Below are 18,138 nucleotides of genomic sequence, written 5' to 3'. Positions count from 1 at the left end.
GTTTACTCATTGGACTTGATAGGTTTAATCGTAAGTCATTTATTGGCGATCGCAGAAAAAAAGTCACCCCTGCACGCAGTATGAAGTATTAAGAGAAAAAATGGGATAAAACCCTGAAACAAGTCTACAAATCGTGAATTAAATAGGAAGATAGAAAAACCTTTGGCTTCAGGAGCGCTTCTCCATGAGCATTGCTACTGCCTTTAAACTGAATCATAGCAACCGTTTAGCCATCGATCGCTACCCTCTAACCGCGACACCCGATATCTCGGTGAACGAGGCTTTGGCGCGGATGAGTCAGACTCACAGCAGTTGTCTACTCGTATTAGGGAATCATCAACCGAATAGTCCAGTTGTGGGTATTTTTACTGAACGAGATACGGTGCGACTGATTGCTTCTGGTGAAGACTTGCGTACCATGTCTGTGGCGTCTATAATGACCACTTCAGTGATTACGATCACAGAAACTGAAGCTCAAGATATTGTTACCGTGATTAATCGGCTACGTCAGTATAGAATTCGCCATCTTCCGGTGGTGGGAGAAAGGGGAAACTTAGTTGGTTTAATCACACCGCAAACGATTCGGGATGTTCTCCAACCCGTTGATTTACTCAACTACAAAAAAGTCTCTGAGGTGATGTCTACCCCTGTGATTCACGCCATCGGGACAGCTTCTATCCTGGAATTAGCACGATTGATGACTTCACAGCGAGTCAGTTGTGTGGTGATTGTCGAGGAGGCTGAATTCCCTTTTTCAACCCAAAATTCAGACGTATCACGTAAAGTCTCTACACTCAAAACATCGGTGGGGGCGGGTTTAGTCAAATCAGGGCGGGAAACAAACGATAATAGTGAAAAGAGCCCCTACATTCGGAAAAACTTGCTCCGTCCAATAGGTATTGTCACCGAACGAGATATTGTCCAGTTTAGCAATTTGGGATTAGATCTCGCCCACACTCCCGTCGCCGCCGTGATGAGTACCCCCCTATTACCGATTCAACCGACTGATTCTATTTGGACGGCGCATCAACGTATGCAGCAGCATCGAGTGCGAAGGTTGGTGGTGTCAGGTGAAGCGGGAGAATTAGTGGGTTTGATTACTCAGACGCAGGTGCTAAACGCGATTAACCCAATGGATATCTATCAAACTGTGGAAACATTGGAGCATTTGTTAGATCAGCAAACCTACCAATTACGCCAGTTAAATCAGCAACTGCAACAGGAAATTAGTAAGCGTGAATTACTACAAAAGAAATTATCCACGTCTGAGACAAAAATCCGGGCTGTGTTTGAGGCGATGACGGATGTCGTTTTAGTTATTAATACTTACGATAATCAAATTCAAGATGTCGAAGTCATCCCAACGGCTTCGAGTTGTCTAGGTGAAATGACGGATTTTATAGATCAGATCCAGGGATTGTTGAAAGATCCCAGCCAAACCAATCCGGTTTGGGTAGAAACGATTCAGCAGGCGATCAAAACCAAGCAAACCCTTACCCTAGATTACTCTGTTGAGCTACAGGGGCGAGAGGTTTGGTTTAGTGCGAGTATTTCCCCGATCGCAGAAAACTCCGTCGTCTGGGTGGCGCGGGATATTAGCGATCGCAAGCAAATGGAAGAAGCCCTGCGCGGAAACCAGCGGTTGCTGCGTGCGATTACTCAGGCAAATCCCAGTATCTTGTATATTTATGACCGCATCAGTAAGCAAATTCTTTATTTTAATCGCAAAATTCAGAACCTGCTTGGCTATACACCGGAAGAAGTGATTCAGATGGAAGATGATATTCTGGTTACGCTGATTCACCCCGATGATTTACCGGGAATTCTCCACCATTTTCAGCAACTAGAAACCGCCCAACTGGATCAGGTGTTTGATTTAGAATATCGGATTAAACACAAAACAGGGGAATGGCGTTGGCTTTCTAGTCGTGAGACAGTCTTTACGTGGAATCAGGAGGGGAAGCCGGAGCAAATTTTAGGGACAGCCACCGATATTAGCGATCGCAAACAAGCCGAAGCCGCACTCAGGGAAAGCGAGGAACGTTGGCAATTAGCCCTTCAGGGGAATCAAGATGGAATTTGGGATTGGAATATCTCCACCGGTCAAGCCTTGATTTCTGATCGCTACCGCAAAATCTTAGAATACGATGACGATCAATTTGAACTCGATTTTCCTGAATGGCAAAGTCGTTTGCATCCCGATGATCTTGACTTCGTTAATCATAGTCTCCAAGATTACCTGGAGCAAAAAATACCCCACTACGCCATCGAATATCGTCTGCGCTGTCAGGATGGAACCTATAAGTGGCTACAGTCTCGCGCTCAAGCTTTATGGGATGACGCGGGATATCCGGTGCGAATGGTGGGTTCAACCCGGGATATCACCGAACGCAGACAAGCTGAAGCCCAACTCCGGTATCAGAAAGAACTTCTACAAACTATTTTTGACCATATTCCGGTGATGATTTGTTTTTATGATGCCACAAGTCAAATTCAATTAGTTAACCGAGAGGTGGAACGGGTGTTAGGCTGGTCTAAAGCCGAACTTGATCAGATTGATTTGTTAACCGAATGTTATCCCAATCCCAAGGATCGCCAAAGCGTCTGGGATTTTATGTTAAATGCTTCGGGAAAATGGCAAGATTTCAGCATCCGGATTAAAAATGGTCAAACTATAGAAACCTCTTGGGCAAATATTCGCCTCAGTGATGGAACCAGTATTGGCATTGGACAGGATATCACAGATCGCAAACGCGCCGAAACTGAACTGAGAAAGAGTGAGGAACGCTGGCAATTAGCGCTCTCAGGTAATAATGATGGGATTTGGGATCATAACTTGATTACCCAGGAGCATTTTTTATCACCCCGTTGTCTGGAAATAGTGGGGTATGACTATGAGGAAATCGATAATTTTGACAAGTGGATGAGTTATATTCATCCTGAGCATGTTCCTTTAGTCAAGGAAACCTTTCAACGGCATCTCAACCGGGAAACTGCTGATTATTCCCTAGAGTATCAGATGCGCTGTAAAGATGGCAGTTATAAATGGTTATTAGCGCGGGGACAAGCCCATTGGGACGAGTTAGGAAACCCAGTTCGCGCTGTTGGTTCAATTACGGATATCACTGAGCGCAAACAAGCGGAAGAAGGAGAACGGGAAAAAGCACGGGAGCTACAACTCACCCTCAACGAATTAAAACGCACCCAAACCCAATTGATTCAAGCCGAAAAAATGTCCTCCTTGGGACAAATGGTGGCGGGAATTGCCCACGAAATTAATAATCCTACCAGTTTTATCTATGGGAATATCGAGCCAGCAACGGAATATGCTCAAACCCTCCTCCACGTAGTCGATCTCTATCGACAGCAGTACCCGGAATCAGTGGGCGCGATCGGGAAACAACTCGATAGTATCGATATCGATTTTATCAGCTACGATTTTCCCAAACTGCTGGCATCCATGCAAGAGGGGGCGAAGCGAATCACTAAGATAGTGAAATCCTTACGCAATTTTTCGCGTCTGGATGAAGCGGAGTATAAGCGGGTTGATATTCATGAAGGGATTGATAATACCCTACTGTTATTACAGCACCGACTCAAACAAAAATCCTCCCGCCCTCAGATTCATCTGATTAAAGATTATCATCAACTTCCCCAGGTTAAATGTTATCCGGGTCAGCTTAATCAGGTGTTTATGAATATCCTCAGTAATGCCATTGATGCCCTAGAGGAGAAACTGGAATTCGACCTAAACTTTGAACCTAAAATTTGGGTTCGCACGGCTATAATTCCCCGGAATCATGGGTCTGAGGATAGTGATAGTCAGGCAGGTTCAAAGGTGGTGATTTACATCGGGAACAATGGAGAGGAAATCCCTGGCGAGGTTTCCCAACACATATTTGATCCATTCTTTACCACAAAACCTGTAGGCAAGGGAACAGGTTTAGGGTTATCCATCAGTTATCAGATCGTCGTGGAACGCCATGGGGGTGAGTTACGATGTGATTCGATTCCAGGTCAAGGTACCGAGTTCGCGATCGAATTACCCAGTTAGTGATAATGCTGTCGCGCATTTAAATAGTTTAGGCTGACGGGAGAACTCCGGAGACGGGGCGAGATTTGGATGGATCAAAGTCCCCCTTTAGATCCCCCTTCCGTCCCCCTTGAGATCCCCCTCCCGTCCCCCTTAAGAAGGGGGAAGCCATAGGATGCTTCGCTTTTTTTGCACGGGGGAAACCAAAGGATGCTTCGCTTTTTGTTCCATGGGGGATGCGAGGGGGATCTAAACCCAATAGAGAAATCCCTAAACTTATTCAAGAAAAGAGCAACTTGAATAGAGATCCCCCCTCGCCCTGCTTCAAAAGGGGGGAACAAGTTTATTCTGTCTAGTGAACTATCCGACGCCCTAAACGTGCTTCCGACTCGATATCCTGATACTCTGAATTCTAGGGACGAATTAACCATTGCCGATCGCAGGACAACAAGAGATGACCAGCAAACCCAAAATTATCGTTTTGGATGATGACCCGACCGGTTCCCAAACCGTTCACAGTTGCTTGCTGCTGACGCGCTGGGATGTGCAAACGCTGCGCTTAGGACTAACGGACGCTTCACCGATTTTCTTTGTCCTGACAAATACTCGGGCGTTGACCCCAGAGGAAGCCGCAACAGTAACCTGTGATGTTTGCCATAATCTGAAAATTGCTATAGAAACCGAAAAAATCGACGATTTTCTCGTCGTCAGTCGCTCTGACTCCACCCTACGGGGACATTATCCCGTAGAAACTGATGTGATTGCCCAACAAGTGGGACCCTTTGATGCTCATTTCTTAGTCCCGGCGTTCTTTGAAGGTGGACGAGTAACCCGCGACAGTGTCCACTACCTGATGGTGGATGGTGTCCCCACACCCGTTCATGAAACCGAATTTGCCCGTGATTCGGTATTCGGTTATCACCACAGCTATTTACCCGATTATGTCGAAGAAAAGACCAAAGGAAGGATTAAAGCCGAAGACGTTGAGCGATTTGTCCTATCCGATATTCGCCAAGGGAGTTTAGAACGCCTCCTTAACCTGAGTGGGAACCAATGTGGTGTCGTTGATGGGGAAACTCAAGGGGATTTAGATAAATTTGCGGCTGATGTCCTTACCGCCGCCGCTCAAGGAAAACGATTTTTATTTCGCTCGGCTGCCAGTATTTTAACCTCTCTGGCGAATCTGGGCGCTCAACCGGTTCCGCCAGAGAATATGGCACAGTATGTGAGAGAGGGAAAACCCGGAGTTGTACTTGTGGGTTCTCATGTTAAAAAGACCACCCAACAGCTTGAACAACTGCTCAAAGTCTCCGATATTGTCGGGGTTGAGGTGGATGTTACTGATTTACTCGAAGAGTCACAAACCCAACGGGATGCACTTTTAGCCAAAGTTCTCGCTACCGTTGATGAGATTCACAACTCTAATAAAACACCAGTAATTTATACCAGTCGTGAGGAATTGGTCTTTAAAGACGTGGAAACTCGGCTCAAGTTTGGCGCAGCAGTTTCGGCGTTATTAATGGATATTGTCCGGGGCTTACCCGGAGATATTGGCTTTTTAATTAGTAAGGGCGGGATTACCTCGAATGATGTCTTAAGTACAGGATTAGAGTTGAGAGCAGCCCGGTTACTGGGTCAAATTATTCCTGGCTGTTCAGTGGTGCGAACCCCATCGGATCATCCCCAGTTTTCGGATTTACCTGTTGTACTGTTTCCGGGTAATGTCGGAGATGCGGATGGGTTAGTTACCGTTTATCAGCGCTTTTGCCAAGACAAAAAATAATAATACCCTTCTCCCTTATATCTAATCCCATTTATTGGTAACATTGACTTAATATTCACCCCTGCCAACCTCCCCTGACTAAGGGAAGATGTCGTAAGCGGTGGGGTAGATAAAGTGCAATTTTATACAGAATTGGGATAAATCCCTTTCTTTTAGCAGAGGGCGCTATAGTCTCTGATTCGAGTAAAATAGCGACGTAGATCACAGTGGGGAACAAATTAGAGTCACGCAGGATGGTGGGTTAAGTTACCTCGAAAGCGGATTAAATTCACCCAAAAGGAGGACGTTACTCAATTAATCGTCCAGCCCAATACCTGAAGATTAACTAAGTTCAATTTATCAGGAAAAAAAGGCTATGCAATCCTCTGATCGAAATATCCTTAACCAACACCAATCCTCGGCGTCGGCTAGAAAGCAAGAGTTGTTTAAGAAACTCGAACGGATAAGAGTAGTACCCGATCGCCTACTGGAGGAGTATGGGGCGGGAGAACGGGATTATCGGGGATTTAACCTCAGCAACTTAGAGTTAAACGGAGTAGATCTACAGAGAATCGACTTGAGTCAGGCAAATCTTGAAGGTATTATTTTAGAAAAAGCCAATTTGACTCGGGCAAACTTGAGTAGAGCTAACTTATGTCGGGCGAATTTACGCCGAGCAGATTTGATTTGGGCAAATTTACATTGTGCTAACCTACAAGGGGCAAACCTGAGAGGTGCAGATTTAAGTGGCGCAGATTTGAGTGGCGCAGATTTAACCGATGCGGATTTAGGGGGTGCAATACTACCCGACGGAACGATTGTTTTAACCAGTGAACAGTCAAGTCTGTTATGTAGTAGGCTGAAGAAATTGCCGCAAGGGAAACCACGTAGGATATATGTTGATATTTAATTCCCCCTGCTTCCCTATTACTGGCAGCATTGTCAGCTTACTCTAATTCCCAGCGCGATCGCACACTTAACCATGGCATATCGATTAAAGGCACACGAATCTATATCTCAGGGAGTTCAGCGCATTGCTTACGAACAAATTGACAAAGCATTAGCCCAATTATTGGGTCAAACCGATGATAGCCAAGAGGAAGCCGTTCACGATGCTCGTAAGCGGTTGAAGCAGCTACGAGCCTTAGTGCGCTTAGTTCGCGATGAAATTGGTTCACAGACGTACCACCAAGAAAATAACTGTTTCCGAGATGCAGGGCGATTGTTATCGGATGTGCGGGATGCTCAGGTAACGGTTGAAACCTTAGATGATTTAACCGAACATTTTGCCAAAATTATCTCAGCCAATGGCTTTAAGGAAGTTCGTCAAGCATTAGAAGCCCGCAGTCAATCCATTAGTGAGCGGGTTTTGGCAGAAAAAAATGCTCAAGACGATGCCATTCGGATGATTAAAGAGGCGCGGAAACGGGTTAAGCATTGGTCAATTAAAAGCAATGATTGGTCAGCCATCGAGTCAAGTCTCCAGCGTGTCTATAAGCGAGGGGATAAAGGATTAAATTGTGCCGTTAAGCAGCCCAGCGTTGAGAGTTTTCATGATTGGCGCAAGCGGGTGAAATATCTTTGGTATCACCTGCGAATTCTCAAATTAGTTTGGCCCGATTTGATGGATCAAATGGCATCCGAGACGAAAGAGTTAGGCGATTATCTAGGGGATGATCATGATCTGGCGGTGTTGCACCAGCTGCTGAAACAGGAGCCCAAACTAGCTCGCGATCGCACTCAACTAGACGCCCTATTGGGTTTAATTGACCGCCGACGACTACAATTGCAGCAATCCGCCCAGTTTTTGGGACGACGCATTTATGCGGAAAAACCGGGAGTGTTTGTTGAGCGGATTGGCGTTTACTGGCAAGTTTGGCGAGCGGAACTTGAGCAGCCAATTCCGGCTCAAAAGTAGGTTCATGCGTTGCGCTATCTTCGCCCTAAACGCATCAGATTTCCATCACAAACCACGTAAATCGCATCATCAGCCACCGCCAACAAAGACGTAATCGGCGCGGGTGCTTCCCACTCATCCAGGGTTGGACTTTGGGCGATATAAACTTGTCCTGCGGTTCCTACAGAAATTGCCACCGGAGTTTTTGATATCGGGTATTCCCATAACATCTCCCCTGACTCCGTTACTGAAACAACCGCTTTTTTCCCATCCACCCCGGCTGTAGCAATTAGCGTTAGTTCACTATCTGGAGACTCAAAAACTGTCATTTGAGCTTTGAGCATCTGCAAGCGGACGCAAGTTTGTATAGCTGCGATTTCCTTTTCAACAGGGGGAAAGTGCTTTGTAATACAAATATTTCCATTTCCGGTCTATTTGTCTTACACCGTCTCTATGTAGGAATAACTGAGAGAATAAACTCACAACCCTTGTATTTTCTATATTACGTCTATAGCTGCTTATAGCAATATGTTTCAATTTATCACAAACTGTTTTGTCTTAGGACTAAGACTGTAATACTAGAAGCATCTAATTGTGCCGACAAATTCATGAGCAGCTAATACAAAAAAATGCATTATATCACATCAAGACAATTACTAATAATCTTTTAATAAAACTTTTTTTACGAGTATTTACTCAAGTATATTTTTAGTTTTTTCACAATTACCTCTTCTATTTAAAGGTGGAGAATATCTCCGCAAACAAAAACTATTATCCATTTTTAACGGTTTCTCGCCATTTTTAGGCAAATCAGTTTCCTTAGGGTTAAAACCCTATCTATAATGCTTTTTGCTCTTAAATTCTCTATATCTAGTGCTTTTGCGCTTTATTTACCTAAATTACCAATTCAAAATGAATCATTTTATATAAAGAAACCATAAAGTAATGTTTTTGTTTTTTTAAAGCAATGATGAAGTTTTTTTCAGTCGTTAGAAAAAGGTTGCACAAGTTTAAATGAATTAGTTAATATGCTATTCAGAACGAAAAAACCAGGGAAACTTGCATGTCAAACTCTGCTTTGCCTCAAGATAGTCCAATGCACACCGCTTCAAATGCGAGCAAAACACTTAAGAAAACAAAGCAAAAGATTTTAATTGGCACGCTTGCCGTATGCATTGGTGTAATAGGTTTAGGAGGAGCTGGATTAGCTTATCGCCAGACCACTCGATATAAAGTCAGCGATGCAATTCAGGTTAATCTCAAGGAATTATCAAATACTAAATATCCAGCCAACACATCAAGTTTAAGTAAGCAATTCCGACGCTATAACGACCGGACATTAACCGTTATCAAACGAGATGATACCCATTTCGATTTTGTCCTAGAGCCGAATAACGACCACACGGCTAAAATCGTTATCAAAAATATTGACTTAAGCCTTTTAACCCCAAAAGCACCAGAATGGGTCAAAAACGATAAAGGGTTAGAAGTTATTGCCTTTACTGACCGCGAATGGAACCGCCAACAGATTAGTTTTCCGGCTGACTCCGAACATATTGAAATTAGTGGCGGCGATGGCTTTGAAAAAGAAAACCTCGTTCAAGTTGCCTTGGCAAATAATTGCATCAATGGTGGATTATGGGAAGTTATTCTAACCGCCAAAGAGGATGGAGATAAAGCCCTTTACTACCAAGGATGGTTCGACTTCCCCTTAGAATATTACAAACAAGTCTTTGAAAAAATCAACAATATATCCTATTGGAAATACTGGCGACGCCTAGAACATTGGCAAGATCCCAGTGGCACCGTTGTCAAGACTGATTTGCTGAGAAATGTCATCGATGAGCAAGAGGTTCAAGCCGATTTCCCCCTTGATGAAAAAATAATTGCTTCCGGTGAGCAAACCCGTAAAGTCAGAACAGTTCTCGCGAATAATTTACAAACCTGGGGCGATTTTTATAGCGGTGAACATGAGATTCAGTTTGCCTCTTTTGTTTCCCCTGGATACTATAATACAGATAAACCCTGGGGAAATGAATACTGGCGCATTGGTCAATTTGACAAAGCCGTTCTTCGGAATATTGATCCTGTAGGTGTCGATGAAACATTACAGGAACTGGAATTGACATTCACGGATACGAAAACCGGGGAAGAAAATAAGTTGTTTATCAGTGGCGTCAATATCAAAGACCTGCCGCAGTTACCTATAGACAACTATAATAAGGGGTTGTATATGCCTCTAGGGATTGGTATCCCTCCTTTTTATCAAGACTACGAAGAACTGAAAGCCAACCATCCGGATAAAAGTCCTTATTTCAGCGTATTACTGGATTCTAAGGGCGGGTGGATTGACCATCACAAACTCGCCTTAGATGGCGTTGTCATGCATCTTGATCAGGATAATCCCGAACTCTTGCATCTGTACTTCTTATCCTACGAAAGGATGACCCTAATTGCCCATTTCAAAATTGATGTGAAATCTCTCAATTAGTCACTTGTTGTTGTATAGCAACCACTGACATCGGTTAAGACACAGTAGAGACGTTCCGGCGGAACGTCTCTGTTCGCTTATCCCAGATGTTTCTGCACCATGTCCAACAATTCTTGGGGTTGAGGTGGTTTTGCTAAAAACCCTGTTGCACCCACAAGCTGAGCACGAGTCCGGTCAATTGACGTATTTTTAGCCGTCAATATAATAATGGGTATCTTTTTAAACACAGGAGTTTCTCTCAGAAACTTACAAATACTATAGCCATCAGCATTGGGCAAAAGTAGGTCAAGTAAGATTAAGTCTGGCTTGTATTCAATAAGTTGGGAAAATCCTCGCATCGGTTCGGGAATACTCAACACTTGATACCCATTGGGGACTAAAATTTTTCTTAAGGTGAGCGTTAACACCGGACTGTCATCAATGCAAGCAATTAAAGGCGTTTTGTTTTTGAGTGGAGTCAGTTTAAATTCCGGTGGTTTTCTGTCGGCGACTACCGGAGTATCTACAACGTTATCGTTACTCGTTGGTAACGCTAAATCACGAATGTCTTTAAATTTGAGCATCCCTTGCTTAACCCAATCCGTCAAAGACTGAGTGACATCAACTATGGATTTATTTAGCTCAACAGCAATATCCCACAAGGTTAATTTTCCGTTGAGATACTTGTTTTCAATCGGCAACTCAGAATTGTCTGCTCCCTCTTGTAAAATAGGAGCTAGAGTTGGGCTAAGGTGACTTAAGCCAGCCGCTTGCCATTGTTGCTGCATTTGCATGGCTGTACCCAGAATCGTTTGTATTTCGTTGGTGGATAAGGCGACAACCTTGCAAAATGTCGATATCGCTGTTTGGGTAGGTTTCCAGTCGCTGTTTAAATCCGGGTAAGGGCTAAGTTCAAATAAACATTCTTGAACTAAACTGCGAATGACTAACTTGGCTTGAATCAGACTAAGTTGTTTTTTGCTCAAGCCGCGATCAATGAGCTGACATTCCCAACTATGATTGTCTGAAAACTGGGAGTAATCATCCCTCCAGTTCCAATTCGCTCGATGCTGCCTTATTGCTCTGTTCCAGCGCCTCACTGGATGATGTTTACTCTTGGGATAAAGTAATTGACCCCGAACCAGGTAAAGTGTCCAAACTGTCTGAGCGTTTTGTAGAATTAGCTCGCCATTACCATGTTTACTAAAGTTGTTTAATTCTTGAATTAGACGGGTTAAATTCATTTTAAATAATTTTATAAATAAAAATTAATGTCAGGGTGCAAGCGGCTCCCCTACATCATCAACTAGATGTTCAGGTCACTTATGTTAATCTTTCTGTAGAAAATCAGCATCTGATTCGATGATGGAACCGATGTTCTAGAAGGGTAGATGCTTACCTTGAAATGTAAATGCCCTCTCGTTGACTCAACGGCGCGATCGCGATAAGAAAAAGGATGAATAATCTGAGTTCCAGCAAAATACCATGCCTGAATATAAACTAACGTACTTGGTTAAGATCTGTCTACTTGTCCCCCATCGGCACAGTTATGTTTGAGCAATTTACCCAGCACCGGATTTCTACCTCAGGTGCCACGATTAATCTGGTGATGGGTGGCGCAGGATATCCTCTGTTACTACTCCATGGTTATCCTCAAACTTATGTAATGTGGCATCAGGTTGCGCCACTTCTGTCACAGCACTTCACTGTGGTTTGTTCAGATTTGCGCGGCTATGGTGAGAGCGAGAAACCCACTTCTGATCCAGCCCACCTGACCTATTCTAAACGGGTAACAGCCCAAGACCAAGTAGAACTGATGGATATCCTGGGTTTTCAGCGCTTTTTTGCCGTCGGGCACGATCGCGGCGGACGGGTGTTGCATCGCCTCCTGCTTGACTATCCTGAGCGGGTTGAGAAGGCGGCGGTTTTAGATATTGTACCCACCCGAACTATTTTTCAAACGGTGGATAAAGAGTTAGCCACAGCTTACGAACATTGGTTTTTTCTGATCCAGCCGAATAATTTTCCCGAACGACTGATTGGTGCTGACCCAGAATTTTACCTGAAGACCAAGATACACCAATGGAGTGCGACACAGGCGGGGTTTACCGAGGCGGCGATGGCGGAATATATTCGCTGCTTTAGCCAACCTGCTGTGATTCACGCCACCTGTGAGGATTATCGCGCCGCCGCATCCATTGATCTAGAACACGATGAGGCAGATATTGACCAGAAGATTCAATGTCCTCTGTTGGTGCTATGGGGAGCAAAAGGCGTAATGCAACGCCGCTATGATGTCTTACAAACCTGGCGCGATCGCGCGATCGATGTTCGGGGTCAGGCGTTGGACTGCGGTCATTTTCTGCCAGAGGAAGCGCCGCAAGAGACAGCGAAGGCGTTGCTGGATTTTTTGGCGGAATGAGAAAGATGGGGTGCGGCGGTACACAGGAAAAATTTTTCAATTACCACTCACCTATCCCTAATCACCCATATTGGTGATCAGCCTATTGCCGAGAAGGGTGCAGATTGACTATCATGCTATTGGTGTATTACGTGTTTTACGCTATCTTACGGTTAAGTACGTTTTCAGGGTCATCGCAATGGCATAGAAAAGAAACCCTCCTTTGAGAAAAACTCAAGCCAGAGGAGGCATATTCTCTAGTCCGTTGCGAGTAAGTGCATCTACGACACCAAATTGAAGAGTTCAACCTTGAGTTCACCCATTGGGTGTATAACTTAACCTTTTTATTTAAGGTTTTTTTTGACAAAACAGTTATTGAATTATCTGTGCGAGGAGTTTATTTTGGCATTCATCCGACTCGCCGATTTGATCATAAATATGGACTATGTTGCTGCGGTGACGTTCAGCACCTACAACGGATTGGGTGAGGGAAACGAGATCCCGGTTGTTAACATTTGTTTAGCAATTCCAGAGGGTTCCCTAGATGGTCAAACTTCAGATGGTCAAACTTCATCATGTACAGGAGATTGCCAGAATTGTCGGGGTATAGAAAAGCTGGAATATGAGAATGATTTAGCGATCGCGATTTGGAACTACTTTACCCAATCAAGTGAGGTGACGGTTCTGTTTGAGTAATGTCTCAGGGGTGGGTGAGGAGGGGAAGTGATGGGGAAATTCTCCCTCATTTCCCCTGTACCCCCCTGTCCAAGTTTATGAAGACTCGATAAAACCTCCAAGACTTTGTTGCTGATACTCGTGTAGTTGCCCTATGATAAGGAAAGTGTCTTACAAGTTATACGACTGTCTTACAGATTCAACCAGATGTGGGAATGAAAGCCTAGAGTTAGCGATCGCTCACCTTTATTGCTTCCATTCTCCTCAAGGTTGGACACCACCAGGGTAATCTATCGTTTTCGCTTCAATCCCACTATTCCTGAATGTGGTGTTTTTTAGGTACTAGCGCTATGAGTTCATTCAAATCCGAAAACCAATTAAGTCAGATCAATCCCTCAACCCCTGATACTGTATCTTCTGAAGAAGTGCAGCAATTTGACCTAGAAAATCAATTAGCAGAACTTGCCGTTCCTTTAGCCCAAGCCTGGAAAGACAATCATCCAGAAGCGCAACCCGCATCAGAAGCAGATTTAGATGTTTGTACGTTGGCGGTGGCGATTGAAATGGCGATCGCGGGGGAAGCTGTTGGTGGTCCCATCGGCGCTTTGATTGCCTCTGGTGGGGGTGTAAAGGCGGCTAGTGTGGCTTGTAGACGAGTGCTTTAGGCGTCGTAGTTAATTGACAATTGAAAATTGACAATTGTCAATTATCATTTTTCATTCGTGAATTAGGATTCAAGCAAAAAGTGCGGGGTTTATTTTTGCACACCCCCTGAGGATAAACATCTGCCGTGTTTTTTACACCAAAGTCACTCGGATATCCTTTGGGATTTTAGATTTTAGATTTAGGTCTAGTTTTCTAATGATGTAAGGCTAATATAGCATTTCCCGTGTTGATGAGTGGGAGAGAGGAAGACAGGGGAAAGTTGAGCTGTTGTATTTAGAGCCAGCCTACAGAGTTTCGTCTGTCAATGTGGCAACGGATTTGGTAACAAATATAACCAATGAAGTATAAGGCTGTTTTGAGTTTTGAGTAGGGGTGCGTTTCAACATTATCTTTTTTTGACCCTGATGTTACTCAACCTATCCAGAGCCAATACCATAATTCTTTGACGTAGCTTGCTTCTCGAAGAGCGAGTATGACAATCAACAATCAAAAATCCAAAAAGACTCTCATTTCAAGGACATAATTTAATGGCTACTCAGTTTGATCCACTTAACACTTATAACTCTCAATCCCATGAACTCACCGAAGACGCTTTGAATAGAGGGTATCAAAAAAGTGCAACGAATTATCCCCACAGTCAACCCCCTCTAGAACCCGTTCCACCTCCAGGAATGACGCCTCCAGAAGGGGCTAAACAGCCTTTCGTGTGGCGTACTCTTTCCGGAGGCTACAATCAGTTGTCATCCCAACCCAGTACTCCCCTGCGGACTCAGTTATTACAAACCATTTTGCCGGCGGTACTGGTTCCCCTGGCATTAGCAGGATTGGTGACATCTGGAATTATTTCTGGGCGCAGCCAAAAACAAACTGAGCAGTTATTACAAAATGAAGCATTGTTAACCAGTGATCTTGTTAATGAGTTGTTAGCCGAAGCCGAAAAAATACCGGCGATTGTGGCAAATAACCCATTAGTTATTAACGCGGCTAAAAATACGGCGATAGTGGCTCAAGAAGAAGGACTGCCGACAATTCCGATTGAACAGCTTGAACAAACCTTTGCCACGAATAAAATTGTCCAACTCAATCCCTCTCTGAATAGTTATCTTCAGAAAACGGCAGAAATTGGCGAATTTGCTGAGTTATTTTTCACCGATAAGCACGGGTTTAATGTAGCATACAGTCAGCCACTTTCGGACTTTGTGCAACGGGATGAACAATGGTGGCAACAGACTAAAACGGGTGAGGGTCGGTTGCTCGAACCGACGTTTGATCAATCGGCAAATACCTTTGGGATTGAACTGAGCCAAGGGATTACTGATCCGAACTCTGGGGAATTTTTGGGTGTGGTCAAAGGTGTCTTACCCGCTACAGTGTTCGCGACGGTGCTGAATAATTTGCTCTCAGAACTACACCGGGTTGATTCCCAAATCATACAGCTTTTAGCCCTAACAAACGAGGGCAATGTCACCGTCATTCATAACGTGGGGATTCAGGATGAACAAGGTCAGCAGACAGTCGTAGGCGGTGATGCGATCGCGCAAGGTGTCAAAATGTTGCTTGATAGCGTACAGTCTCAGAACTCTGAGGCGGAATCGGTGGTGAGTAATCTACCATTTAAGGAGCTAACTATCGAGTCCGTCCCCTCTCAGGTTGGCGATTCCTTAAAACGTGCCACTTTTACCTACGCGGATCGCCGTTATCTTCTCGTCCCCGTTCCCAAAACCAACTGGGTAGTTGCAGTTTCCATGGAACTAAGTGATCTCCGCAAAACTGGGTCTCAAGCCACGTTGACCTTTTCCTTAGCGTTTCTGCTTTTAGGCGGTGCGATCGCGGCAACCCTGTTGTTTTTAGCCCGTCGCTTGGCAATGCCCTTAAAACAATTGGTTGGCACGGCTGAACAGATGATCGGTGGGGATCTCAATGTGCAAGCTGAACCCGTGGGTTCGACAGAAACCCGCCTCTTGGCACAAGCTTTTAATAATCTCGTGACCAGCGTTAAAGGATTATTATATCAGCAATCAGCAGAAACTCAACAGGCAGAATTATTTACTAAAATCGCCATTTCCCGCGCTCGTACTGAACGAGACTTAGAGGAAGTCTTCCAGACGGCTGTTCAAGGAGCGTTACAAATTCTCAGCGTTGATCGGGTGGTAATCTATCGGTTCCAACCCGATTGGCGGGGATACATCTCCAATGAAGCCGTCGCTCCCGGTTTTATTCGGGCTTTGGGGGATAAAATCGAAGACGCTTGTATTGGGGATGCTCTCATCGAAGCTTATCAAAAAGGGCGCGTCGTACCCACCAATAATGTTTTTGAAGCCGGTTTCCATCCGGAGCATCTCCAGTTAATGGAACGGTTACAAATTAAAGCCAATTTGGTAACCCCAATTCTCAAAGATGAGCAGTTATTTGGTTTACTCATTGCCCACCACTGTAATGCTCCCCATAATTGGCAGCAGTCGGAAATTGAGTTTCTCAAAAAGTTAGCGATTCAAGTAGGTCTGTCCTTAGACCGGGTGAACTTCTTGGTGGAGAAAGAAGCGGAAACCGAACGGGCGCAACAACTAAACGAAATTACGTCAAGCATTCGGGAATCTGTGACCGTGGAAGAAATTTATAATGCCGCGATTACAGGAGTTCGCAAAACGATGAAAACCGATCGCGCGATCGTTTATCTGTTTAACGAAAACTGGAAAGGAACAATCAGGGCGGAATCTGTGGCGGAAGGTTTTCCCAAAGCCTTGGGCGCGAATATTGCTGACCCCTGTTTTGCGGAGCAATATGTGGAGAAATACAAGAAAGGTCGAGTCAAGGCGATTGAAGATATTCAAAAGGCGGGTTTGACCAAGTGTTATTTGGGTCAACTCGAACCCTTTAAAGTCAAAGCCAATTTAGTCGCGCCGATTTTGGCGTATGGTGATCTTCACGGCTTGTTAGTGACTCATCAATGTTCCAGTACCAGAGCGTGGCAAGAATCAGAAATTACCTTCTTTAAACAGGTGGCGATTCAACTCGGTTCAGCCTTAGATCGTTTAGATTTCTTAGCTCAAATTGAGCAATCCCGTCAAAAAGCCCAAATGCTAGCAGAGGAGCAACGTCAACAAAAAGAAGCCATTCAAATGCAATTAGTTGAACTGCTCAATGATGTAGAAGGAGCAGCCAGAGGTGACTTAACAGTACGGGCAGAGGTAAACATTGGTGAAATTGGCACCGTTGCTGACTTTTTTAACTCGATTGTTGAGAACTTGCGGCAAATTGTAATGCGGGTACAAGAGTCAGCGCTTCAGGTGAATATGGCGGTTGGGGAAGACGAGAAAGCGATTCACCAACTGGCAGAAGCGGCACTGAAACAGGCAGAAGAAACAACTCATATTTTAAATTCTGTCGAACAAATGACCCAGTCGATTGAAGAAGTCGCAGAGAATGCTCGCCAAGCGGCTATAGTTGCTGGTACAGCATCCAATACTGCACAAATGGGTCAAGCCGCGATGGATTTAACGGTAGAGAATATCTTAAATCTGCGGGGTACAATTGGTGAGACAGCGAAAAAAGTGAAGCGTTTGGGTGAGTCGTCTCAACAGATTGCTAAGGTGGTATCTATCATTGAGAAAATTGCCCTACAAACCAACTTACTTGCCATTAATGCCGGGATTGAAGCAGCACGGGCTGGTGAAGAGGGTCAAGGCTTTGCCGTTGTTGCTGAAGAAGTAGGAGAATTGGCGGCAAAATCGGCAGCGGCGACTCAAGAAATTGAAGAGATTGTCGAGAGTATTCAACGGGAAACAGCGATGGTGGTTGAGGCGATGGAACAAAGCACCAAGCAGGTGGTAGAAGGGACACAGTTGGTGGATGATGCGAAGAATAGTTTAGGTCAGATGTTAGAGGTATCCTATCAGATTGACCAATTGGTGCAGTTAATTTCTACGGCTACGGTGTCTCAGACTCAAACGGCTCAAGCGGTGAGTAGTTTGATGTATGAGATTGCTATGGTTTCAGCCCAAACCTCAGATTCCTCAACGAAGGTGTCTAATTCACTGCGGAAAACGGTGGAAGTGGCGCGAGAGTTGCAGGCGTCTGTGGGGACATTTAAGGTTGATCCGCAACTGGATTATGAGTAAGGTTTTCTTGGCGGTTTAGGCGCTACCTGTAGGGGCAATTCATGAATTGCCTCTACCAGAGATTAAATTGTAGGGGCGGGTTTAGGAACTCAAACTAGCTTGTTACTAATAACTCC

Annotated in this window: 11 protein-coding genes; 9 read left to right on the top strand and 2 right to left on the bottom strand. The window is 44.6% G+C overall.

The features are described 5' to 3' along the window. The first annotated feature begins 184 nt into the window (after window positions 1-184). The 4 genes from RLO19_RS00565 (at window position 185) to RLO19_RS00550 (ending at window position 7,713) form a co-directional block, all read left to right on the top strand. Window positions 185-4,054, top strand: coding sequence for a PAS domain-containing protein (locus tag RLO19_RS00565; RefSeq protein WP_446352884.1), 3,870 nt, complete (start codon window positions 185-187; stop codon window positions 4,052-4,054). Between the two features lie 433 nt (window positions 4,055-4,487). Beyond that, window positions 4,488-5,816, top strand: a complete 1,329-nt coding sequence (locus RLO19_RS00560; protein WP_446352882.1) for a four-carbon acid sugar kinase family protein — start codon at window positions 4,488-4,490, stop codon at window positions 5,814-5,816. A gap of 355 nt (window positions 5,817-6,171) precedes the next feature. Further along, window positions 6,172-6,705 (top strand): pentapeptide repeat-containing protein, encoded by a 534-nt coding sequence (locus tag RLO19_RS00555; protein ID WP_446352880.1) that lies wholly within the window; start codon window positions 6,172-6,174, stop codon window positions 6,703-6,705. 72 nt (window positions 6,706-6,777) lie between these two features. After that, window positions 6,778-7,713 carry a CHAD domain-containing protein gene (locus tag RLO19_RS00550; protein WP_446352878.1) on the top strand — a complete coding sequence of 312 codons (936 nt, stop codon included), beginning with the start codon at window positions 6,778-6,780 and terminating at the stop codon, window positions 7,711-7,713. A 14-nt stretch (window positions 7,714-7,727) separates the two neighbouring features. On the opposite strand, the gene RLO19_RS00545 is transcribed toward RLO19_RS00550, so the two are convergent. Then, entirely contained in the window at window positions 7,728-8,021 is a 294-nt protein-coding gene (locus RLO19_RS00545) for a hypothetical protein (RefSeq protein WP_446352876.1), read from the bottom strand. Window positions 8,022-8,755: 734 nt separating this feature from the next. Here RLO19_RS00545 and RLO19_RS00540 point away from each other — a divergent pair. Next, on the top strand, window positions 8,756-10,183 hold the full coding sequence (locus RLO19_RS00540; protein WP_446352875.1) for a hypothetical protein: 1,428 nt from the start codon (window positions 8,756-8,758) through the stop codon (window positions 10,181-10,183). Between the two features lie 77 nt (window positions 10,184-10,260). Here the strand turns inward: RLO19_RS00540 and RLO19_RS00535 are convergent, their stop codons facing one another. Further along, window positions 10,261-11,406 (bottom strand): response regulator, encoded by a 1,146-nt coding sequence (locus tag RLO19_RS00535; protein ID WP_446352874.1) that lies wholly within the window; start codon window positions 11,404-11,406, stop codon window positions 10,261-10,263. Window positions 11,407-11,711: 305 nt separating this feature from the next. Between RLO19_RS00535 and RLO19_RS00530 the strand changes: the two genes are divergently transcribed. The 4 genes from RLO19_RS00530 (at window position 11,712) to RLO19_RS00515 (ending at window position 18,022) form a co-directional block, all read left to right on the top strand. Beyond that, window positions 11,712-12,584 (top strand): alpha/beta fold hydrolase, encoded by an 873-nt coding sequence (locus RLO19_RS00530; protein WP_446352872.1) that lies wholly within the window; start codon window positions 11,712-11,714, stop codon window positions 12,582-12,584. Window positions 12,585-12,923: 339 nt separating this feature from the next. Beyond that, the gene (locus tag RLO19_RS00525; protein ID WP_446352870.1) at window positions 12,924-13,259 is read left to right on the top strand and encodes a hypothetical protein; all 336 of its coding nucleotides are present in this window, start codon (window positions 12,924-12,926) and stop codon (window positions 13,257-13,259) included. 329 nt (window positions 13,260-13,588) lie between these two features. Further along, window positions 13,589-13,903 (top strand): hypothetical protein, encoded by a 315-nt coding sequence (locus RLO19_RS00520; protein ID WP_446352868.1) that lies wholly within the window; start codon window positions 13,589-13,591, stop codon window positions 13,901-13,903. 528 nt (window positions 13,904-14,431) lie between these two features. After that, on the top strand, window positions 14,432-18,022 hold the full coding sequence (locus RLO19_RS00515; RefSeq protein WP_446352866.1) for a methyl-accepting chemotaxis protein: 3,591 nt from the start codon (window positions 14,432-14,434) through the stop codon (window positions 18,020-18,022). Window positions 18,023-18,138: the final 116 nt, after the last annotated feature.

Source organism: Coleofasciculus sp. G2-EDA-02, assembly GCF_040226375.1.
GTDB lineage: Bacteria > Cyanobacteriota > Cyanobacteriia > Cyanobacteriales > Coleofasciculaceae > Coleofasciculus.
This window is presented reverse-complemented; position numbering and strand designations above follow the sequence as displayed.

Coding starts and splice junctions, on each gene's coding strand:
- RLO19_RS00565 (WP_446352884.1), top strand. CDS start 185: ATGAGCATTGCTACTGCCTTTAAACTGAATCATAGCAACCGTTTAGCC.
- RLO19_RS00560 (WP_446352882.1), top strand. CDS start 4,488: ATGACCAGCAAACCCAAAATTATCGTTTTGGATGATGACCCGACCGGT.
- RLO19_RS00555 (WP_446352880.1), top strand. CDS start 6,172: ATGCAATCCTCTGATCGAAATATCCTTAACCAACACCAATCCTCGGCG.
- RLO19_RS00550 (WP_446352878.1), top strand. CDS start 6,778: ATGGCATATCGATTAAAGGCACACGAATCTATATCTCAGGGAGTTCAG.
- RLO19_RS00545 (WP_446352876.1), bottom strand. CDS start 8,021: ATGACAGTTTTTGAGTCTCCAGATAGTGAACTAACGCTAATTGCTACA.
- RLO19_RS00540 (WP_446352875.1), top strand. CDS start 8,756: ATGTCAAACTCTGCTTTGCCTCAAGATAGTCCAATGCACACCGCTTCA.
- RLO19_RS00535 (WP_446352874.1), bottom strand. CDS start 11,406: ATGAATTTAACCCGTCTAATTCAAGAATTAAACAACTTTAGTAAACAT.
- RLO19_RS00530 (WP_446352872.1), top strand. CDS start 11,712: ATGTTTGAGCAATTTACCCAGCACCGGATTTCTACCTCAGGTGCCACG.
- RLO19_RS00520 (WP_446352868.1), top strand. CDS start 13,589: ATGAGTTCATTCAAATCCGAAAACCAATTAAGTCAGATCAATCCCTCA.
- RLO19_RS00515 (WP_446352866.1), top strand. CDS start 14,432: ATGGCTACTCAGTTTGATCCACTTAACACTTATAACTCTCAATCCCAT.